Here is a 19,076-nt window from a genome sequence, read left to right as displayed (position 1 = left end):
ACGCGCCTGGCGGCTCATATGAGCCGCCAGGCGCGTCTTCGTTATCCCGGCACTGCCGGTTTTCGATGTCGATGCAGTAGTTTTCCCGTTACCTGATCCGTCGCAGAATGGACTCAGGCCGCCCGACACCAAGAGAAGGATCCCGTCATGACCACCGCTCAGCAGCTCAGCTTCGACGTGCAGCTCTCCGACCACGCGCGCACCGCGGCCGAGCGTGAGCAGGTAATGGCGAGTCCCGGGTTCGGGCAGGTCTTCAGCGATCACATGATCTCGATCGACTACACCGAGGGCGAGGGCTGGCACGACGCGCGGCTCATGCCGTACGGCCCGCTGAGCCTGGATCCCGCGACCGCGGTCTTCCACTACGCCCAGGAGTTCTTCGAGGGCATGAAGGCCTACCGCCAGGAGGGCGGCACGATCGCGACCTTCCGCCCATACGCCAACGCCGCCCGCTTCAACAGTTCGGCGTGGCGGATGGCCATGCCGGAACTCCCGGAGGAGACCTTCGTCGAGTCGCTGGAACTCCTCGTCCAGACCGACCGCGAATGGGTGCCCACGACGCCGGGGCACAGCCTCTACCTGCGCCCCTTCATGATCGCCACTCAGGCCGCGCTCGGGGTGAACTACCCGTCCAGGACCTACAAGTACATGGTGATCGCTTCCCCGGCGGCGGCCTACTTCGGCGCCGGCAAGCCCGTCTCGGTCTGGCTCTCCACGGAGTACACCCGCGCCGCCCCCGGCGGGACCGGCGCCGTCAAGTGCGGCGGCAACTACGCGGCGGCCTTCGTGGCCCAGCGCCAGGCGGTCGAGCAGGGCTGCGACCAGGTGGTCTGGCTCGACGCGGGTGAGCACCGCTACGTCGAGGAGATGGGCGGGATGAACCTGTTCTTCGTCTACGGCGACCGCCTGCTGACCCCTGCGCTCACCGGCACGCTCCTGCCCGGCATCACCCGCGACTCGATCCTCACCCTCGCCGCCGACCTCGGCCTGACCCCCGAGGAGGGCCGCCTGTCGATCGAGGAGTGGCAGGCGGGCAGCGAGTCCGGCGAGCTCACCGAGGTCTTCGCCTGCGGCACCGCCGCGGTCGTGACCCCGGTCGGCTCGGTCAAGGGCGCCGACCGCGCCTGGACGATCGGCGACGGCACCCAGGGACCGGTCACCTCCAGGATCCGCGAGGAGCTCGTGGGCATCCAGTACGGTTCCCGCCCCGACGCGCACAGCTGGGTCCACAAGATCTGCTAGAGGCCCCGTGCGCGACGTTGGCCTGATTTCCCGCGACCGGGAACGGCGCTCGGCTTCAAAATGACCCGGTCAAGGCTCGGAGCCACTCCATCAGCCACTCGCCCAAGGGAAAGCCCGGCCTCCCACCGGCCGGGCTTTCTCCGGGAACAGGGCCTATCCCTCGATCAGCTTGGCGGTGTCGATCGTGAGGTTCCATGGCGCGGGTAGCTCAAGCGGCTTGCCGAGCGACTCGGTGACCTCGTCGGCGTAACCCTCCGGCCCCGGCCGGCTGAGCAGCCTGAACCGGCTCGCGAAGGTGTCGATCACCAGATAGAGCGGGACTCCCGCGAGCGCGCAGTTTCGAGGCTTGACCATGTGATCATCGTGGACGCTGCTCGGGGAGACGACCTCGGCGACCAGCAGTGTGGCGTTCGCGTACACATGGCTGGGGTCCCAGAGACGGCGATTCGCAGGAACGACGATGAGATCCGGCTCATACCGATCCGCCTGCGCCTGCGGGAAGATCCTGGCCTCCGGGTAAACACGCCATCCCTTCTCCATTGAGAATGGCATGAGCTGGGACATGAGTTGATACACGACATCGGCGTGAGCGATCGTGGCCACTTCTCTCACCACGATCCGGCCGTTGACGATCTCGATGCGATGCTTCTCGAAGCGATCGACGAGCTCCAGGTAAAGCTTTTCGAGCTCCGCCTGATCGTTGATCTGGCGAATGACCGATTTCTCCATGACCAGTCCCATGGGATCATCCTTCCCTCCGTGCGGGTGGGCGCAACGTGTTTGGCACATCACTTAAAGTAATGGAAAAGTCTCGCGCCCACCCGAGATCCGGGAAAGTTCTCGTCAGTGCTTTCGAATCATGGTGAGGCCGTCGGCGATGGGCAGCATGATCGAGTCGACCCGGTCGTCGTTCATGACCATGTCATTGAACTCGCGCATGAGCTGGGTGGTCTCGTCGTCATTGGTGGGATCGGCGACGTGCCCGCTCCACAGGGTGTTGTCGACGAGGATCAGGCCGCCCGGAGCCAGGCGGGGCAGGAGGGTCTCGTAGTAGACGGGATAGCTGACCTTGTCGGCGTCGATGAACGCCAGGTCCACGGCGAGCTGGGCGGGAAGCTCCTTCAGCCGCTCGGCCGCCGGGCCGATCTTCAGCTCGATGCGATCGGCGATCCCGGCCTTGTCCCAGTAGCGCCGGGCGATCGCCGTCCATTCCTCGCTGACGTCGAAGCAGTGCAGCCTGCCGCCGGAGCCGAGGCCCCGGGCGAGGCAGATGGACGAGTAGCCGGTGAACGTGCCCACCTCCACCACGTTCCGGGCGCGGCTGACCTGGGTGATCATGGTGAGGAAGCGTCCCTGGTCCGGGGAGATCTGCATGCGCGCGCTGTCCCCGGTGAACTCGCGGGTCTCGACGGCGAGCGCGTCGAGGACGTCGTCGGACCAGGTGCTGTGCGCGAGGAGATACTGCCCGACCGCTGAATCGAGATAAGTCGCCTTCATGCTGGCCATTCTTGTTCGGATACAGGCTGGCAGCCGTCAGATTGGCGTCGGAAATCAAAGAAATCTGAACTTCGGTGCCGAGCGGTGGAGTGTCTGGCATGGGGTTCACAGTTTTTGTATCGCAATACGCTTGCCGGGTAGGTATGCAAAGCGCTACCGTCATCACGTACCGCGGAGTGCTTGTGGCGACCAGAGGTTCACCAAAGTGAGGATGCGGCCGGGGAAAGGCCGCAGAAAAGGCCGTGCCCCGGGCGGCATGCAAAGCAGAGGCGGACCCGGGGCTTACGTCGCCAAGCATATCCCGACGCTCGTCCCCCGACAACCGATCATTCTGGGAGTGCCCCGTGAGTTTCGAGCTGCCCGAATGGTTCTGCCGGATGTTCTCGTCGCCGCGTTTCGTACCGTATCGGAACGCCGTGGACGGGGATGACAAGCGGGCGTGGGATCTGTACCGATGGAACATCGAGGTATCCGAGGCCTTCTACTGCCCCCTGCACTGCCTGGAAGTCAGCCTGCGCAATGCACAGCACATCGAGTTGAGCGCCAGGTTCGGCCGGGTCGACTGGTGGGTTGCGGCGCCGCTGCGCAAGCACGAACTGGCCAAGATCGCGCAGGCTGAGCGCAGCCTGCGGGACAAGGGCGCCGGCCTTCCCAGCGCTGACGATGTGATCGCCGAGCTGTCGTTCGGGTTCTGGGTGTCACTCCTGAGCCGCTCCTACGACCGGTATCTCTGGGTGCCCGTATTGCACAGAGCGTTTCCGCACTATTCGGGTCGCCGTGAGGGGTTGCGCGACAACCTGCAGGCAATGGTCCTCCTGCGCAATCGGGTTATGCATCATGAACCCATCCACCACCGCCGCCTGGAAGCCGACCACGTGAAGATCTACAGACTCCTGGGCTATCTTGAGCCGGCCGTCGCAGTATGGCTACGGGACTTCGACAGGGTTCCAGAGGTCCTCAAGCGGCGTCCGGAGGGGAGAGGCCGGTGACGAACTCGTTTGAGGAATACCTGTCACGGCCGGTCATCGCTCAGCTCGCGGGGGTGGGGCGGCCGGCGGTGACCAACTGGGAGGGCCGTCATCACGACTTCCCCCGCCCGGTGATCGTCGACGGAGCCGAGGTTTTTCCCACGGCAATGGTGGAGGCATGGCTTGACCGCCGAGTGATCACAAAAAACGCGCTCAGACAAGGGGAGCCCCCGGGGACCACATACGGGACCCGGTTTCGGAACAATCTTGGCACTCTCTCCGGAACCCAGGGAGCCGTTACGGCAAGCGGCCTGGCCGCGGAGCCCTCGACCGCCGAGTCTCCGGCCGAGCTTCCCGAGATTGCTCTGTGGGAGGTGCTGCGGGAAGCACGCGGTGCCGATCGCATGACGACCGTCTACCGAAATGTCATTCTTGGTCTGGTCTGTCTGCGTGCCACCGATCCAGAGGGCTGGGCGAACCTCGCCGAACAGGATGGCGAGAACCTGACGCCGGACCCTTTCATCGCCCGGCTGACGGCCTTCACTCCCGACCTCCCCAGGGTTTTCCGCGAGGCCGGTTTCGACCAGCGGTGGGAGCCGACCTTCGGTCGAATCGTGCGGGCGGTGGATCAAGCCGTCTCCGAGTGCGGAGGTGCGGAGACCTTCCGGGCTCTCCTTGACCGGTTCTCCTCGATGGAGGGCCGCCGCAGAGGAGAGTTCTACACCCCCCGCTCCCTAGCCCGTGTCCTCGCGGCGACCGTCATGCCCGGTCCTGACGAACAGATCTACGATCCGTGCTGCGGCTCGGGCGAGATCCTCGTGGCCGCAGCCATCCATGCGAGGCGAGACGGCGGGCGCACTCCGCTGGTGCATGGATTCACCTGGAGTCCCGAGTTGTCGGCGGTCGCCAGGCTGAACCTGGCCGTGCACGGAGTTGACGGTGATGTGGCCCCTCGGATGAGTCCGATGTTGGACGTGCCCCTTTCCGAGAGGGCGCAGTATGACGTGGTCGTAGCCAATCCACCGTTCAACATGAGTTTGTGGAGCGGCCAGGAGGCCGCTTACTCCTGGTACTGGCGTTATGGCTCGCCGCCCGCGCACAACGCGAACTTCGCCTGGCTGCAGTACATCGTGATGTCGCTGAAGCCGGGAGGGCGTGCCGCGGTCATCATGGCGAACGGCGCGTCCTCCTCTGAGAACGCCCGCGAACGGGCGATCCGGACCGGGCTGGTCGATGACAACTGTGTTGAAGGAATGATCGCTCTACCGCCGCAGCTCTTCTACTCCACGACGATCCCCGCCACTGTCTGGTTACTCGGACGTCCCGCGAGCCCGAGAGGCGAGATCCTGTTCATCGACGCCTCCGACCTCGGAAACATGGCCGATCGCACGCATCGTGTTCTGAGCGGCGAGGATGTCGGCGCGATCACGGAAGCCGTTGACGGTTGGCGGCGTGCGAAAGGACCATACGAGGCGATCCCGGGATTCTCCCGGTCCGTTCCGTTGGAGGAGATCCGGGGGCAGGATTACGTGCTTAATCCGAGGAGATACGTCTCTTCTGCGAACGACCCGGTAAAACGTTCCGACACAAGTAGGCTCCACGCGCTTGGACGACGACTGGAGAGCCTTCACGCCCGGGCTGCCGAGGCGGATGCGTTGGTTGAGCGTGAGCTGAGAAGGATCGGTTTGTGAAGGCACTGATCGGAGACCTCCCCGACGGTTGGCGCCAAGTCCTGCTCAAGGAGATCTGTGATCTCGTGGCGGGGCCGAGTATCCCGTCGGCGGTGTCCAGCGGGGACTTCCCGGTGGTGAAACCGCGAAACGTCGGAGACGGAAGACTGGTGGGAGTCGCCGACGGGGTTGAGGCGGAGGTGGCCGCCGAATTGTTTCGCTACCGGCTCATGGATGGAGATGTCGTGTGCGTGCGGACCGGGGGGCTCGGGCGCCATGCCCTCGTGACCTCGGAGCACGAAGGGTGGTTGTTCGGCACGGGAATGATCAGGCTGCGTCCTGGCGATCAGGTCAACCCTCGCTACTTCAACCACTATCTCAGTCATCCGCTGGTCCAGGACTGGTTCAAGCGTAACGCCGCCGGATCGGCCATCCCCAGTATCAGCGGCAGAGCATTGGGGACGCTCCCCGTCGCGATTCCTCCGATCGAGATCCAAGTGGCGATCGGGGATGTCCTCGGAGCGCTGGATGAGAAGATCGCCGTACACCACCAGATCGGCCAGGCAACCGCTGAACTGCGAGACGCCCTTCTACCGCGTCTGTTCGGCGACCCCGAAGGTCTGACGGGTCTCGGATCCTGAGATCGATGTGTCAGATGCTGTCAGCGTGTGGCAGACTCCTGAGCATCATGTTCTACGTTCTGCTCATTATCGGCAGGCGCGCCGGCTGAAAAGGGACACCGCCGGCGCGCAGACCTCTCACGTCCGTGAGGGGTCATTTTTGTTTCTCAAGGCCGAATGAGCGCGCGGCGGATCGTCAAACCCGCGAAGGAGACCGACATGAACGATGATCGTTTCCATGTGTACGACACCACGCTCCGTGATGGCGCCCAGCAGGAGGGCCTGAACCTCACGGTGACCGACAAGCTGGCCATCGCGCGTCACCTGGACGATCTCGGCGTCGGTTTCATCGAGGGTGGCTGGCCCGGCGCCAATCCCAAGGACACAGAGTTTTTCAGGCTGGCTCAGACCGAGCTCGACCTGAAGTACGCGCAGCTTGCCGCGTTCGGCGCGACCCGCCGGGCAGGCACGAAGGCAGCCGACGACCCACTGGTGGCCGCTCTGCGCGAATCCGGCGCGCCGGTCGTGACCCTTGTCGCCAAGAGTCACGACCGGCACGTGGAGCTGGCCCTCCGCACGACTCTCCAGGAGAACCTCGCGATGATCCGCGACACGGTTTCTCACCTTCGTGCGGAGGGACAGCGAGTCTTCCTCGACGCCGAACACTTCTTCGACGGCTACAAATCCAATCCAGCCTACGCGCTGGAGGTCCTGCGCACCGCCGCCGAGGCGGGGGCGTCCGTCATCGCCCTGTGCGACACCAACGGCGGCATGCTCCCCGACGAGCTCGCCGAGGTCGTCCACGTCGCGACCGGGACGTCCGCCAGGATCGGCATCCACTGCCACGACGACACCGGCTGCGCGGTGGCCAACACCCTGGCCGCCGTGAAGGCGGGCGCCACCCACGTGCAGGGCTGCGCCAACGGCTACGGCGAGCGGTCGGGCAACGCCAACCTGTTCACCGTCGTGGCCAACCTCCAGCTCAAGCGGGGCTTCGACCTCGTCCCGCGGGAGTCGCTGGCCGACATGACCAGGATCGCCCACGCGATCACCGAGGTCACCAACGTCACCCCCAACTCCCACGCCCCCTACGTGGGCGTCTCCGCCTTCGCGCACAAGGCCGGGCTGCACGCCAGCGCCATCAAGGTCGACCCCAACCTCTACCAGCACATCGACCCGGCCGAGGTCGGCAACGACATGCGCATGCTCGTCTCCGACATGGCGGGCCGCGCCTCGGTCGAGCTCAAGGGCCGGGAGCTGGGCTACGAGCTGTCGGCGGAGACCTCGCGCGAGCTGGTGAACCGGGTCAAGGAGATGGAGTCCAGGGGCTACACCTTCGAGGCCGCCGACGCCTCCTTCGAGCTACTGCTCCGCGACACCGTGGCGGGCGAGCGCAAGCGTCACTTCGAGGTCGAGTCCTGGCGAGTGATCGTCGAGCGGACCCGCGGCGGCGAGCTGGTCAGCGAGGCCACGGTCAAGCTGTACGCCAAGGGCGAGCGGATCGTCGCCACCGGTGAGGGCAACGGCCCGGTCAACGCCATGGACAGGGCCGTGCGGCTGGGACTGGAGAGGCTCTACCCCGAGCTGGCGGAGGTCGAGCTCATCGACTTCAAGGTGCGGATCCTGGAGGGCACCCACGGCACCGACGCGGTCACGCGCGTGCTGGTCACCTCCAGCGACGCGACCACCGAGTGGTCCACCGTCGGCGTGGACGAGAACATCATCGAAGCCTCCTGGCAGGCTCTGGAGCAGGCCGTCACCTACGGCCTGCTCCGCGCGGGCCACGTCGCCGGTTGACCTTCCCCCGGGGCGTACGGACTCAGGCCGCGCGCCGGGGGGATCCCCGTGCCTTCTCGTACGGACTCAAGCCGTACGTCCCGGGGATCCCGTGCCCTGCTACCTGTCCGCGATGGAGAGCGGTTTCAGGATGAGCCCGTTCGACGGGGACTCTCCTGGAATCCGCTGCCGGGGTCCCGGGAGGGATCCGTTGCGGCCCTCGGGGGAGGGCCGCAACGGACCTCAGGAGAGATCCGCGCCGTTGACCCGGAAGCTGACCGATCCCTGGGACGTCTCCAGGCTGACCTTGCCGCCGGCGCATGAGACCGAGGGCTTGTCCGTGCCGGGCACCACGACCGTCAGCAGCGGACCGTCGGACGCGGGGGAGACGACCGCGGGGGCGGGCTCCTTCTGCAGGTAGGCGGGGGAGACCCAGCCCTGGTAGGGACTCTGCTGTCCCTTGGCCACCTTCAGCCCGCTCACCGGCTTGCAGGACGGCATCGAGATCTGGACCAGCGTCGCCTTCCAGCCCGCCTTGTCCTTGACCACGACCCGGCCACCGGAGTTCGACACGGTGGAGAACTCGCGGGCGAAGTGCCAGACGTTGCGGACCTGAGAACCCTTGGGGACCGTGTCCAGCACGGCCATCACGTCCTCCCCGTGGTTGACCAGCACCGAGCGGGTCCGAGGCACGCCGTAGGCCTTGTCGGTCAGCCGGTAGCTCTGCCGGTCCTGCCCGATCGAGGATCTGCTCAGGGTGGTGGCCGTCTTGCCGCGGAACCTGGCTCCGACCACGGCGGGGGTGTTGTGCGCCTCGGGGGACATGGTCCAGTTGCGGTAGGCGCTGTTCTCGTAGGAGTGGAAACCCACGTCGACCAGAAGGTCGCGGCCCTGGGCGTAGTAGGTGACGCCGAGGTGGTCCTCGTGACCGTGATACTTCAGGCCGGGGCCGAAGCGGATGGAGTAGAACGCCGACTCGGGCTTGTCCCAGGCGGTGCGCCCGTAGACGTAGCCGTTGCCGAACACTCGCACGGTCTTCGCGGGGTGGTCGCCGGACGTCTTCACGGCCTGGTCGTAACCGACCGGCCGCACGTCCGCGGTGCCGTCGCCGATCGGGACCATGAACCCGTTGGGCTGGGTGGAGTAGGCGATGAAGCCCTCCAGCGACTCCCACCGTTTGGCGATCTCTCCGGGCACCTTCCGCCCGCACGCCGTGATGTTGTCCATCGCGACCTTGAGGCGTTCGTGGACGTAGATCGCGTAGCGCGGGGCCTGCTCGCGCAGCACGCCCTGGGAGTCGACGTCGAGCTTCACGGTCTCGGTCAGCCGCTTGATCGCGAGGTTGGACCACTCGTCGCGCTTGTAGCGGCAGCCGATGCCGAGCAGGGCGATGTCCTGGTCGATGCCGTGGTTGTGGCCCTTTTCGTACAGGTTCGGGTTGGAGAGCATCTTCGCGTGCTCGGCCAGGCTGCTGGTCAGCCAGGAGGCGCTGACGTGCTTGCTGAGGCAGAGCAGCGCGGGGGCGCGCAGCGCGATCGGGTGCTCCTGCCAGGCGTAGGAACTGGCCTTGGCGCTGCCGAGGGGGTTGTCCTCCACCCAGTCCTTGGCGATCTCGGTGGCCCGGTCCAGGTACGCCTTTTCCCCGTTGTTCTCGTAGTCGGCGACCAGACGGCCCATCCAGCGCAGCGAGTGGAAGACCATGCTCCACGAGCGGTTGCGGTAGGGGTCGGTGCGCCAGTTGACGTCCTTGGCCACCTTCACCGGGTCCAGGTCGAGGAACTCGACCTCACCCGCCATGATCTCCGGCCCCGTCGGCGTGGCCGGCAGCCAGTCGCCCTGACACTCGGAGGTGCGTTTGACCTGGTCCGAGCCCTCCGCCGTACCGACCGTCGCGCCGCAGGTCGCGAAGAGAACGAGTGAGAGAAAGAGTGCTTGTGTGCGGCGGCGCACGCCAGTTCCTTTCGGGCCGAACGAAGAGGGCGGATCATGGTGTCCAAATCCCAGCAAATCGGTCAAGCAGGGCGGACCTCTTCCGGCACATCGTTAGCAACTAGATGCGGGCCGCGCGTTTGACGCCTCTGGGCTCGGCACGCCGACTCCCGAAGACAGTGCGATCGGCATCGATCCCCGAGGACCGCGATCCCCGAGGACCGCGATCGGCGCCGGGATCTTGAACGGCGGGATCGGCGCCGAATCCCGAGGACCGCGATCGGCGCCGGGCCTAAAACGGCGGGAGCCTGTCGAACGGCGCCATCGCGGCGGTCGTGAGACCCATGGCGGGATCCCATCGACGGCTGACCTCCCGGCCACTCGCGGGCCGTTCTTCAACTGGGGCAAGCTGAGCGCATGAGATTCGCCGACATTGTGATTCCCGACACCTCCGCCGCTCGCGGCGCGCTGGAGGTCGCCACCGCCTACTGCTCACCCGCCCTGCTGAACCACTCCGTGCGGGCCTACCTCTGGGCGGCGGCCTACGGGGCGATGAACGACATTTCTTTCGACGCCGAGCTGCTGTATGTCTCGTCGATGTTGCACGACATCGGCCTGGTCAGGGAGTTCGACAGCCACACCGTGCCGTTCGAGGAGGCGGGTGGCCATGTCGCGTGGGTCTTCGGCGCCGGCGCGGGGTGGCCGGTCGAGCGGCGCGTGCGCGCGTCGGAGGTGATCGTGCGGCACATGTGGGACAAGGTGGATGTGGCGCAGGATCCCGAGGGGCACCTGCTGGAGCTGTCCACCGGGCTGGACGTCTCCGGGCGGGGGGCGGATGACTTTCCGGCCGGGCTACGGGCCGAGGTGCTGGAGCGCTACCCCCGGCTGGGGCTCGGCGAGGAGTTCATCGCGTGCTTCAGGGACCAGGCCGAGCGGAAGCCGGACAGTCTCGCGGGCGTGTTCGTCCGCGCGGGCGTCGCCGAACGCATCAGGGCGAACCCGCTGGACCACTGATGAACCGGAGCGCGCATGCGCTCGAACTCCCGGCCGCGACCTGGAAGCGGTCCCGGCCGGGATACGTCCCCGGGGACCGTATCCCGGGGCTTGAGAAGGCGCGTCCGTTCAGGAGCCGGACTTGGGGCCGGCGCTCTGGACCACCTCGAACGACCAGAGCTGGGCTCCGGAGGCGGCCGGTCCCTGCCCATGGCCGTGCCCGTGCCCGTGTCCCTCACCCTGCCCCTGGCCGCCGGCCTGTGCGGCGGCCTGGGCATGGCCCTTCTGGAAGGACTGGCTCTCGGTCCAGCGCTTGAAGTCCTCATCGGAGCGCCAGCGGGTGTAGACCAGATATTGGTCGGTGCCCTCCACGGGACGCAGCAGCTCGAACCACTCGAACCCGTCGGCGGACTCCACAACCCCGGCCCGCCCGGAGAACCGGCGCTCCAGCTCCTCGCGCATCTCCTCGGACACGGTCAGCACGTTTATCTTCACAACCGAAGGCACAGCTTCTCCTCGAAGTCCCCGAAGCATTGGTTTCCCCGACCACTTTAGGGTCGGCGCTCCGTCAGGCGACGTTCCTCCGGGGGTGTGGCGACTCCAGGCTCACCTGGGCGACCGTCGGCACCCGGTCGGTCTCCAGCGCCTGGCGCATGTGCGGGAGGGCGCTCCCGCCCAGCTGCTCGCGGATGGCGTTCATCGGGACGGTCTCGGCGACCGCCATGCGCAGCTGTACGGCGGGGCGCGCGTTGGTGCCGACCAGGGCGGCGGTGGCGCCGAGAACCCCGGGCTGCGAACTGACCTCGGTGGCCATCGCGTCGGCCACGTGCCCCGTGTTGACCTCGGTCACACCGGCGGGGCCCCTCTGCAGGCGGATTCCGCCCAGTCGCTGGCTCCGTCCCTGGACCAGCAGCCAGCGCAGGCCCAGCAGCGCGAGCACGATCGCCGCCCCGGCGACCACCCACCACAGCATCGGGTAGTCACGGAGGAAGGCGGAGCGCACCGAGTCGGTGATGAGCGGCGCCCTGGCGGGCGCGAAGCTCTGCGGGAACAGGCGTGCGCCGCGGGCGATCACGAGGCCGCTCAGGATGATCAGCAGCAGCCCGATGATCAGCAGACCCAGCCGGTTGCCCCTTGCGGTCTTCCTGTCCATGCGGCTCACGAACGTTCACCCTTTTCTCGCAGTTTCACCCGTACGGAATGGTCGCGTACGGGACTGAGCGTGGCGATTCGCGCGGTCACGGCCTGCCGTACGGCGTCCGCCACCCCGGTCGTGTCCCGCAGGAAGCTGTCCGCCTTCACGTGCGCGGTCCTGCCGAGCACCCTCACCCGGGCATGGTCGACGCCCTGGACCTGCTCGGCCGCGTGGGTCAGAGCGTGGGCGAAGCCCTTGGGGCGCATGCCGATGATCAGGTCCTTGTCGCCGGTCCTGACCGGGATGAGCCTGGGCCGTCCGGGTATGAGCGCGAGCAACACCAGCAGCAGGCCCAGAAGGGCGGGCACGAGGGCGCCCATGAGCACCGACGGGTCGTCCCACGACGTGGACGACGCCCAGCCCAGCACTCGGTCGTAGGGCACCAGGCGCAGCGGGTTGCCGAGAAGCGCGCTGATCACCTCCGCGGCCACCAGGCCGCCGATCACGAGCATCAGGATGGCCGTGATCACAGAGGGGATCACCCGGCGCGGACGGAAGGCTTTGACCGCCGCCCGGTCCGCGGAGGCGTTCCGCGGCACTCCGGCCGGCACGGGCGGTACGGGCTGTTCCGTGAGCTCCGCACCGGGTGCGGTCGGCATCTCCTGCGTGTTTATCTCATCGGTGTTCCTCATCCCCGGGACCATGTCCGGCGGGCCGGATGCGGGAACGTCCGATGGGCCGGATGCGGGAACCGTCATCGGCCTTCTCCCTCGGGACGTTCGGCCTGCGGAGTCCTGGAGCAGGTCATCGAGTAGTCGTCGGGAGCCGTCGGGGAACGGGTCACCGTGTACTCGGTGAGAGGCGTCACCCGGGAAGGGACCACGTTCGTCACGTCGATGTCGATGTGGCCGACGGCCAGGCCGGTCAGCGTGTGGATCCGTTCGCTGACGTGCTGCCGGACCTCATCGGCCACGTGCAGGAGCGGGGCGGGATACTCCACCGTCACGTCCAGCCGCAGCGCCGTGAGCTCTCCGTCGACGGTGGCGCGGGCGCCCCCTCGGAAGGTCAGCGGCCCCCGCTCGCCGACCTTGCTCACCCGCGCCACCTCCCCCGCGGCCCGAGCCGCGATGCGCGACACGACTCGCTCCGCGATCTCGGTCCTGCCTCGCTGCTCAGCCGGTACGGCTCGCCGTACGGGCTGGGCGGACCACGCCGCGTCCGCGGGGGTGTCGTCTCCCGGCGGCCGGGTCGGAAGGTCGCCGGCGTTCGCGGGCGTCTCCGTGGCGCGGTGCTCGACCGGGGTGGTCATTGCCGCCCTCCCGACCACCGGAACATGCTGATCTCGCCGCTCTCGGCGATGCGGCCGAGGAGGAATCCGACGGCGCCCAAGACCAGCACCAGAAGAAAGGCGCCGAGACCACCGAAGGCGGCCGCGAAGCCCAGGGCGATGCCGAGAATGAGGCCCATCACGGACCACATTGGGAAAGTGTTCATTGCATACCTCCGATATGGACGTTCACCGGGCGGCCGCCCACCAGCGGGGCGATCGCCGCACGCACCTCGTCGGCGATCTCCGGTAGCGGACGCCCCTGCCTGACGACGATGGAGACCTCCACCTCGTCGTCGTGCAGCGCGACACCGGGAACCTTTCTGCCGGGCAGGTAGGTCGCCACGGTCTCGAACGGCTCGCTCGACAGTTCGGCGACGTCCGGGCACCGTCGAACGGCACCGGCCACCTCGTCCGCCAGGTCGGTGGCACCGGTCATCTCATCGGCCGGGCCGGCGGTACCGGCCACCTCGCCGGTCAGGCCGGTCATGTCGTGCGTCGGGTCGTTCACTGGACGCGCGGCCCCGACTCGGACTGGTCCCCGCTCCCGTTGCCGTCGCCGTCCTGGCCGGGCATGTGAACATCGGCGACCTTGATGTTGACCTCGGTGACCTCGAGTCCGCACATGCGCTCGACAGCCGTGATCACGTTACGGCGTACGGCGGTGGCGACGTCCGGGATGGCCACGCCGTAGTCGACGACCAGCTGGAGGTCGGCGGCGGCCTGCCGCTCGCCCACCTCGACGGACACCCCTTGCATGATGTTCTGCTGGCCGCTCACCATGCCGCGGACCGTGCCGAACGCGCGTGCGGTGCTGGCGCCCATGTCGTAGACCCCGGGGATCTCCCTGGCCGCCATGCCCGCGACCTTCGCCACGACTCCGCTCTCGATGCTGGTGGTTCCCATGGGGGTGACCAGACCCCCCTGACCTCCGGGGCTCCCGGTTCTGGTGCGTGCTACCGCGCCCTCGTCGCCCTTGGTCTTGCTTACCGTGCTCGCTTCGGTCACGTCGTTTCCTTCCCCCGTGGAAAACCGTCTGGCCTCCCGATACCGCTACAGGGCGTAATACCCTCCACATCCGCAACAATCGGCGCATACGCTTTATTAATCGGATAATGGGGATTTATTGGCTAATTATGGATATATTGGGACGATTTGGTTAGTTGAGATTTTTGGTCCTCCGTGTTTCGGGAGCGCTTGGACCGAGCGCTCCCCCGGGCGGACGCTCCCGCGAGGCGGCGTGACGGCTCCGGGTGACGGTCCGGCAGGACTCCGACCGCGACTAGCCTTGTCGTGTGCGTATAGCCAGGTTCTCCACAGGTGACGGTGTCGGATTCGGCGTGGTCGAGGGCGGTCCCGGCGAGGAGTTCATCGCCGGGATCTCGGGGCACCCGTTCGGGTCGATCCAGCTCACCGGCGAGCGTTACTCGCTCTCCCAGGTCAGGCTGGTCGCGCCCATGCTGCCCAGCAAGGTGCTCGCGATCGGCAGAAACTACGCCGATCACGCCCGCGAGATGGGCGGGGAGGTGCCCGACGAGCCCCTGGTCTTCCTCAAGCCGTCGACCTCGGTGATCGGTTCGGGGGAGGCCATCTCCTACCCGACGGCGCTGTCCCAGCGGGTCGACTACGAGGGGGAGCTGGCCGTGGTCATCGGCAGGCTCTGCCGCGAGGTGCCCAAGGAGCGGGCCCACGAGGTCATCTTCGGCTACACCTGCGCCAACGACGTCACAGCCAGGGACCTGCAGAAGAAGGACGTCCAGTTCACCCGGGCCAAGGGCTTCGACACGTTCTGCCCGCTCGGCCCGTGGATCCAGACCGAGCTCGACCCGAGCGACCTGGCCATCACCACGTCGGTGAACGGCGAGGTCAAGCAGAGCTCGCGCACCTCCAAGCTCATGCACGACATTCCAGCGCTGATCGCCCACGTGAGCGCGGTCATGACCCTGATCCCCGGTGACGTCATCCTCACGGGGACGCCCGAGGGAGTCGGCCCGCTCGCCATCGGCGACGAGGTCAGCGTTTTCATCGAAGGAATCGGCACTCTCAGCAACCGGGTGGTCTCGCGTGATTAGGGTTCGTTTCGCTCCCTCGCCCACCGGCATGTTCCATGTCGGCAGCGCTCGTGCGGCGCTGTTCAACTGGGCACTGGCCGAGGGGTCCGGCGGCCGGTTCATCCTGCGCATCGAGGACACCGACGCCACCCGAAACCGTCCCGAGTGGACCGAGGGCATCATCTCGGCCCTCTCCTGGATCGGGATCAACGGCGACAACCCGGTCTTCGAGGGCCCCTACTTCCAGTCGGCCTACGAGCCGCAGCACCGCGAGGCCGTCGCCAAGCTGCTCGCGGACGGTAAGGCCTACCACTGCGACTGCACCCGCGAGCAGGTCCAGGCGCGGACCGGCTCCGAGCACAAGGGCTACGACGGCTTCTGCCGTGACAGGGGCCTGACCGAGGGCGCGGCCCGTTTCCGCACCCCCGACGAGGGGGTCATCGTGGTCGACGACCTCATCAAGGGCAGGGTGGAGTTCCCCAACGACGCGCAGGAGGACTTCGTCGTCGCGCGCAGCGACGGATCCCCCCTCTACGTCCTGGCCAACGCCGTTGACGACATCACGCAGCGGGTGACCCACGTGGTCCGCGGCGAGGAGCACCTGCCCAACGCCGCCCGCCAGGAGTTGCTGTGGCCCGCGCTGGGCGCGCAACCCCCCGTCTGGGCGCACACCCCGGTCATCGTCAACGAGCAGCGCAAGAAGCTGTCCAAACGCCGCGACAAGGTCGCCCTGGAGTCCTACCGCGAGGAGGGCTACCTGGCCGAGGCGATGGTCAACTACCTGATGCTGCTCGGCTGGGGCCCCGGCGGCGACCGGGAGATCATGCCGTGGTCGGAGATGGTCCCGCTGTTCCGCCTGGAGGACGTCATCTCCTCGAACGCCTTCTTCGACGAGAAGAAGCTCCGGGCGTTCAACGGTGAATACATCCGGGCGCTGCCCCTTTCGAGTTTCATCGCCCACTGCGAGCCGTGGCTGGAGCCCGGCTGGGACCGCGAGACCTTCGCCAAGGTCGCCGAGCTCGCCCAGACCCGCATCGCGGTTCTCTCCGAGATCACCGCGAACGTCGACTTCCTCTTCCTGGACGAACCCGTCTTCGATCAGGCGTCCTGGGACAAGGCCATGAAGAACTCCGCCGTGGAGATCCTCACCGGCTATCTCGCCCGTCTGGAGACGGTCGACATGAGCCCCGAGTCGCTCAAGACCGCGCTGGAGGAGGTCGGCATCGAGTACGGCCTCAAACTCGGCAAGGCGCAGGCCCCCGTCCGCGTGGCCATCACCGGCCGGACCGTCGGCCTGCCGCTGTTCGAGTCGATCGAGGTGCTCGGCCGGGAGCGCTCGAAGGACCGGCTCCGCGCCGCCCTCGCCAAGCTCGAAGGCTGAGCGAGCGCTGCCGGGCGGGCCGTGACCCACTACCTGGGGCTCTGAGCCGTACGGCCTGCCCGCCGGAAGCGGGGAGGCCGTACGAGCGCGGAGGAGACCCGTCAGGTCAGCAGGCCGCGACGCTCCAGCAGGGGCTCGATTCGGGGGTCGCGACCGCGGAAGTCACGGAAGGCGCTCATCGCGTCCATGGAGCCGCCGACCGACAGCAGCGCGGACCGGAAGTGGTCGCCGTTCTCGCGCTTGAGGCCGCCGTTCTCCTTGAACCAGTCGACGCTCTCGGCGTCCAGCACCTCGCTCCAGATGTAGGAGTAGTAGCCGGCGCTGTAGCCGCCCACGCCGCCGGAGAAGACGTGCGCGAAGTAGTTGGTCCGGTAGCGCGGGCGCACCAGCCTGAAGGCGATCCCCGCGCTCTCCAGGGCCGCGTCCTCGAACGCCTCGGCGTCCTCGACCACCTCGCCCGGGGCCAGCTTGTGCCAGGCCCAGTCGAGTAGCGCCGCGGCGAGATACTCGACGGTCCCGAAGCCCTGGTTGAACCTCTCGGCGGCCTTCATCTTCTCCAGGAGCTCCGCCGGCACCGGCTCGCCGGTCTCGTGGTGCTTGGCGAAGTTGGCGAGGACCGACGGCCAGGTGGCCCACATCTCATTGACCTGGGAGGGATACTCCACGAAGTCGCGCGGTACGGCGGTACCGGAGACCCGGGGGAAGCGGACATCGGAGAACAGGCCGTGCAGGGCGTGGCCGAACTCGTGGAAGGCGGTGTTGACCTCGTCGAAGGTCAGCAGCGTCGGGCCCTCCGCGGGCTTGGTGATGTTGAGGTTGTTCATCACCACGGGCAGCTCGCCGAACAGGTGCGACTGGTCCACGAGGTTGTTCATCCACGCGCCGCCCCGCTTGGTGGGCCGGGCGTAGGGGTCGAACACGAACAGCCCGAGCTGCGAGCCGTCGGCGTCGAACACCTCGAAGACCCGCACGTCCGGGTGATAGCCGGCCAGATCGTCCCGGTCGGCGAAGGTGATCCCGTACAGCTCACCGGCGGCGTGGAAGACGCCGTCCCTGAGCACCCGGTCGAGCTCGAAGTAGGGACGCAGCTCCGCCCCGTCGAAGTCGTAGCGGGCCTTGCGCACCTTCTCCGCGTAGAACGACCAGTCCCACGGCTCGATGGAGAACCCGGCCTGCTCGCCCAGCGCCTCGGCCTCCCGGCGGGCGTTGGCCACCGCGGGGCCCACCAGCTTGCCGAGCATCTCCTCGACGGCGTCGGTCGTCTTCGCGGTCTGGTCGGCGACGGAGTAGGCGGCGTGGTTCGGGTAGCCGAGCAGGGCCGCCCGATCGGCGCGGAGCGTCGCCATTCTGGCGGCCAGCCCGAAGTTCTCCGGCGCCCGGCCGACCGAGAGCTCGTACAGCTTCCTGCGGGTCTCCCTGTCGGTCAGCTCGGCCAGGGCGGGCTGGTTGGTGAAGTTGAGCAGCGGCAGGACGTACGTGCCGTCCTTCTCGATCGCCTTGATCGCGCTCTCGGAGAGCCCGTCGAGCTGCATGACGTCCTCCACGACGAGCGCGGAGGCGGTGGAGGCCGCCAGCAGGTTCTGCGAGAAGGTCGTGGCGAGTCTGGTCAGCTCCTCGTTGAGCTCCCTGAGGCGCTCCTGGTCGGCTTCGGACAGATCCGCGCCGGCCCGGACGAAGTCGACGCGGTATTTCTCCAGCAGCCAGGCCTCCTCGGGGTTCTCGGTGGTGACCTGTTTGATCCGGGCGTAGAGGGCGCGGTTCAGATGGATGGAGTCGCCGTGCTTGGTCAGTCTGGGGAAGATCTCGGTCTCGATCTCCCGGATGCCGTCGGTCGCGTCGGAGGAGGCGATGCTCATGAAGACGGTCGCGGTCAGCTTCAGGATCTGACCCGAGCGCTCCAGCGCCTCGACGGTGTTGGCGAACGTCGCGGGGCCGGGTTCGTTCGCGATCTCCTCCACCTCTCGCAGCTGGTCGGCCATGCCCCGCTCGAACGCGGGAAGGTAGTGCTCCTCCCGGATCTCCGCGAAGGGCGGCAGCTTGTAGGGCAACGTGCTCGGAGCGAAAAACGGGTTCTCGGTCAAGGTGGGGACTCCTCATAGACGGGCGGGATCGCTTCAGCAGCGTTACACAGCGGGCTCGCAGATGGCACTCCGGTGTCACGGCGATTCGGGCTCTGGTCAATCGTTTTGGTCTTGACCCCCAACCTGGGCTATTCTTTCGGAGTCGCCAGGGAAACCCGCAAGGGAAGCCCAGTGCGGTGGGGTATGGTGTAATTGGCAACACGGCTGATTCTGGTTCAGTTGTTCTAGGTTCGAGTCCTGGTACCCCAGCTGCGTCTTCCTCGGAAGACGTTGCGGATTCAGCTCCCTCCGAATCCGGTGACAGTGTGTAGGGTCCCGTCGTCTAGTGGCCCAGGACGCCGCCCTCTCAAGGCGGTAGCGCCGGTTCGAATCCGGTCGGGACTACCACTGTCTTCTCTTACAAGGT

The 19,076-nt window shown here is 67.2% G+C and carries 19 protein-coding genes and 2 tRNA genes; 10 read left to right on the top strand and 11 right to left on the bottom strand.

The window, feature by feature from the left end; translation table 11 throughout:
• The first annotated feature begins 147 nt into the window (after positions 1-147).
• Positions 148-1,242 carry a branched-chain amino acid aminotransferase gene (locus CHC08_RS17875; protein ID WP_089208437.1) on the top strand — a complete coding sequence of 365 codons (1,095 nt, stop codon included), beginning with the start codon at positions 148-150 and terminating at the stop codon, positions 1,240-1,242.
• 153 nt (positions 1,243-1,395) lie between these two features.
• Here CHC08_RS17875 and CHC08_RS17870 read toward each other — a convergent pair whose 3' ends face one another.
• Together CHC08_RS17870 and CHC08_RS17865 are read right to left on the bottom strand one after the other, a co-directional pair.
• Entirely contained in the window at positions 1,396-1,983 is a 588-nt protein-coding gene (locus CHC08_RS17870) for a Uma2 family endonuclease (protein ID WP_179282096.1), read from the bottom strand.
• Between the two features lie 102 nt (positions 1,984-2,085).
• The gene (locus CHC08_RS17865; RefSeq protein ID WP_089208435.1) at positions 2,086-2,739 is read right to left on the bottom strand and encodes an O-methyltransferase; all 654 of its coding nucleotides are present in this window, start codon (positions 2,737-2,739) and stop codon (positions 2,086-2,088) included.
• 344 nt (positions 2,740-3,083) lie between these two features.
• On the opposite strand from CHC08_RS17865, the gene CHC08_RS17860 reads away from it, so the two are divergent.
• From CHC08_RS17860 to cimA, 4 genes are all read left to right on the top strand, one after another.
• Positions 3,084-3,728 (top strand): hypothetical protein, encoded by a 645-nt coding sequence (locus CHC08_RS17860; RefSeq protein WP_245878388.1) that lies wholly within the window; start codon positions 3,084-3,086, stop codon positions 3,726-3,728.
• Positions 3,729-4,111: 383 nt separating this feature from the next.
• Entirely contained in the window at positions 4,112-5,398 is a 1,287-nt protein-coding gene (locus CHC08_RS17855) for an N-6 DNA methylase (protein ID WP_179282095.1), read from the top strand.
• Complete coding sequence (locus CHC08_RS17850) at positions 5,395-6,018, top strand: restriction endonuclease subunit S (protein ID WP_089208433.1); 624 nt, start codon at positions 5,395-5,397, stop codon at positions 6,016-6,018. The genes CHC08_RS17855 and CHC08_RS17850 overlap by 4 nt, the downstream gene beginning before the upstream one ends.
• Positions 6,019-6,216: 198 nt before the next feature.
• Positions 6,217-7,794, top strand: a complete 1,578-nt coding sequence (gene cimA / locus CHC08_RS17845; protein WP_089208543.1) for a citramalate synthase — start codon at positions 6,217-6,219, stop codon at positions 7,792-7,794.
• Between the two features lie 222 nt (positions 7,795-8,016).
• On the opposite strand, the gene CHC08_RS17840 is transcribed toward cimA, so the two are convergent.
• A complete protein-coding gene (locus CHC08_RS17840) occupies positions 8,017-9,723 on the bottom strand; it encodes a heparinase II/III domain-containing protein (RefSeq protein WP_089208432.1) in 1,707 nt (568 codons plus the stop codon).
• Positions 9,724-10,119: 396 nt separating this feature from the next.
• Here CHC08_RS17840 and CHC08_RS17835 point away from each other — a divergent pair, with 396 nt between their 5' ends.
• Positions 10,120-10,716 carry an HD domain-containing protein gene (locus CHC08_RS17835; protein ID WP_089208431.1) on the top strand — a complete coding sequence of 199 codons (597 nt, stop codon included), beginning with the start codon at positions 10,120-10,122 and terminating at the stop codon, positions 10,714-10,716.
• Positions 10,717-10,824: 108 nt separating this feature from the next.
• On the opposite strand, the gene CHC08_RS17830 is transcribed toward CHC08_RS17835, so the two are convergent.
• The 7 genes from CHC08_RS17830 to CHC08_RS17805 all read right to left on the bottom strand — a co-directional run bounded on the left by CHC08_RS17830 (position 10,825) and on the right by CHC08_RS17805 (position 14,165).
• Positions 10,825-11,202: an antibiotic biosynthesis monooxygenase family protein gene (locus tag CHC08_RS17830; RefSeq protein WP_275937182.1), complete on the bottom strand. Its 378-nt coding sequence runs from the start codon at positions 11,200-11,202 to the stop codon at positions 10,825-10,827.
• Between the two features lie 61 nt (positions 11,203-11,263).
• Positions 11,264-11,857: a hypothetical protein gene (locus CHC08_RS17825; protein WP_143653257.1), complete on the bottom strand. Its 594-nt coding sequence runs from the start codon at positions 11,855-11,857 to the stop codon at positions 11,264-11,266.
• Positions 11,854-12,522 (bottom strand): DUF6286 domain-containing protein, encoded by a 669-nt coding sequence (locus CHC08_RS17820; RefSeq protein WP_179282094.1) that lies wholly within the window; start codon positions 12,520-12,522, stop codon positions 11,854-11,856. Before CHC08_RS17820 ends, CHC08_RS17825 begins: the two co-directional genes overlap by 4 nt.
• Before the next feature lie 62 nt (positions 12,523-12,584).
• Positions 12,585-13,139 carry an Asp23/Gls24 family envelope stress response protein gene (locus CHC08_RS17815; RefSeq protein WP_089208427.1) on the bottom strand — a complete coding sequence of 185 codons (555 nt, stop codon included), beginning with the start codon at positions 13,137-13,139 and terminating at the stop codon, positions 12,585-12,587.
• Positions 13,136-13,324, bottom strand: a complete 189-nt coding sequence (locus tag CHC08_RS48325) for a hypothetical protein (protein WP_143653255.1) — start codon at positions 13,322-13,324, stop codon at positions 13,136-13,138. Before CHC08_RS48325 ends, CHC08_RS17815 begins: the two co-directional genes overlap by 4 nt.
• A complete protein-coding gene (locus tag CHC08_RS17810) occupies positions 13,321-13,668 on the bottom strand; it encodes an Asp23/Gls24 family envelope stress response protein (RefSeq protein ID WP_338055682.1) in 348 nt (115 codons plus the stop codon). Before CHC08_RS17810 ends, CHC08_RS48325 begins: the two co-directional genes overlap by 4 nt.
• On the bottom strand, positions 13,665-14,165 hold the full coding sequence (locus CHC08_RS17805) for an Asp23/Gls24 family envelope stress response protein (RefSeq protein WP_245878387.1): 501 nt from the start codon (positions 14,163-14,165) through the stop codon (positions 13,665-13,667). Before CHC08_RS17805 ends, CHC08_RS17810 begins: the two co-directional genes overlap by 4 nt.
• A 287-nt stretch (positions 14,166-14,452) precedes the next feature.
• Between CHC08_RS17805 and CHC08_RS17800 the strand changes: the two genes are divergently transcribed.
• Complete coding sequence (locus CHC08_RS17800) at positions 14,453-15,229, top strand: fumarylacetoacetate hydrolase family protein (RefSeq protein WP_089208426.1); 777 nt, start codon at positions 14,453-14,455, stop codon at positions 15,227-15,229.
• A 28-nt stretch (positions 15,230-15,257) separates the two neighbouring features.
• On the top strand, positions 15,258-16,589 hold the full coding sequence (gene gltX / locus CHC08_RS17795) for a glutamate--tRNA ligase (protein WP_245878398.1): 1,332 nt from the start codon (positions 15,258-15,260) through the stop codon (positions 16,587-16,589).
• Between the two features lie 101 nt (positions 16,590-16,690).
• Here gltX and CHC08_RS17790 read toward each other — a convergent pair whose 3' ends face one another.
• Positions 16,691-18,670 (bottom strand): M3 family metallopeptidase, encoded by a 1,980-nt coding sequence (locus CHC08_RS17790; RefSeq protein ID WP_089208424.1) that lies wholly within the window; start codon positions 18,668-18,670, stop codon positions 16,691-16,693.
• 177 nt (positions 18,671-18,847) lie between these two features.
• On the opposite strand from CHC08_RS17790, the gene CHC08_RS17785 reads away from it, so the two are divergent.
• A tRNA-Gln gene (locus tag CHC08_RS17785) sits at positions 18,848-18,919 on the top strand.
• Between the two features lie 62 nt (positions 18,920-18,981).
• A tRNA-Glu gene (locus CHC08_RS17780) sits at positions 18,982-19,057 on the top strand.
• The last annotated feature ends 19 nt before the right edge of the window (positions 19,058-19,076 follow it).

This window comes from Streptosporangium subroseum (genome assembly GCF_900188345.1).
Classification (GTDB): Bacteria; Actinomycetota; Actinomycetes; order Streptosporangiales; family Streptosporangiaceae; genus Streptosporangium; species Streptosporangium subroseum.
This window is presented reverse-complemented; position numbering and strand designations above follow the sequence as displayed.

Excerpts from the sequence above, each read along its gene's own strand:
- gltX (WP_245878398.1), top strand. The coding sequence starts at position 15,258 with ATGTTCCATGTCGGCAGCGCTCGTGCGGCGCTGTTCAACTGGGCACTG.
- CHC08_RS17835 (WP_089208431.1), top strand. The coding sequence starts at position 10,120 with ATGAGATTCGCCGACATTGTGATTCCCGACACCTCCGCCGCTCGCGGC.
- cimA (WP_089208543.1), top strand. The coding sequence starts at position 6,217 with ATGAACGATGATCGTTTCCATGTGTACGACACCACGCTCCGTGATGGC.
- CHC08_RS17855 (WP_179282095.1), top strand. The coding sequence starts at position 4,112 with ATGACGACCGTCTACCGAAATGTCATTCTTGGTCTGGTCTGTCTGCGT.
- CHC08_RS17865 (WP_089208435.1), bottom strand. The coding sequence starts at position 2,739 with ATGAAGGCGACTTATCTCGATTCAGCGGTCGGGCAGTATCTCCTCGCG.
- CHC08_RS17870 (WP_179282096.1), bottom strand. The coding sequence starts at position 1,983 with ATGGGACTGGTCATGGAGAAATCGGTCATTCGCCAGATCAACGATCAG.
- CHC08_RS17875 (WP_089208437.1), top strand. The coding sequence starts at position 148 with ATGACCACCGCTCAGCAGCTCAGCTTCGACGTGCAGCTCTCCGACCAC.
- CHC08_RS48325 (WP_143653255.1), bottom strand. The coding sequence starts at position 13,324 with ATGAACACTTTCCCAATGTGGTCCGTGATGGGCCTCATTCTCGGCATC.
- CHC08_RS17820 (WP_179282094.1), bottom strand. The coding sequence starts at position 12,522 with ATGAGGAACACCGATGAGATAAACACGCAGGAGATGCCGACCGCACCC.
- CHC08_RS17815 (WP_089208427.1), bottom strand. The coding sequence starts at position 13,139 with ATGACCACCCCGGTCGAGCACCGCGCCACGGAGACGCCCGCGAACGCC.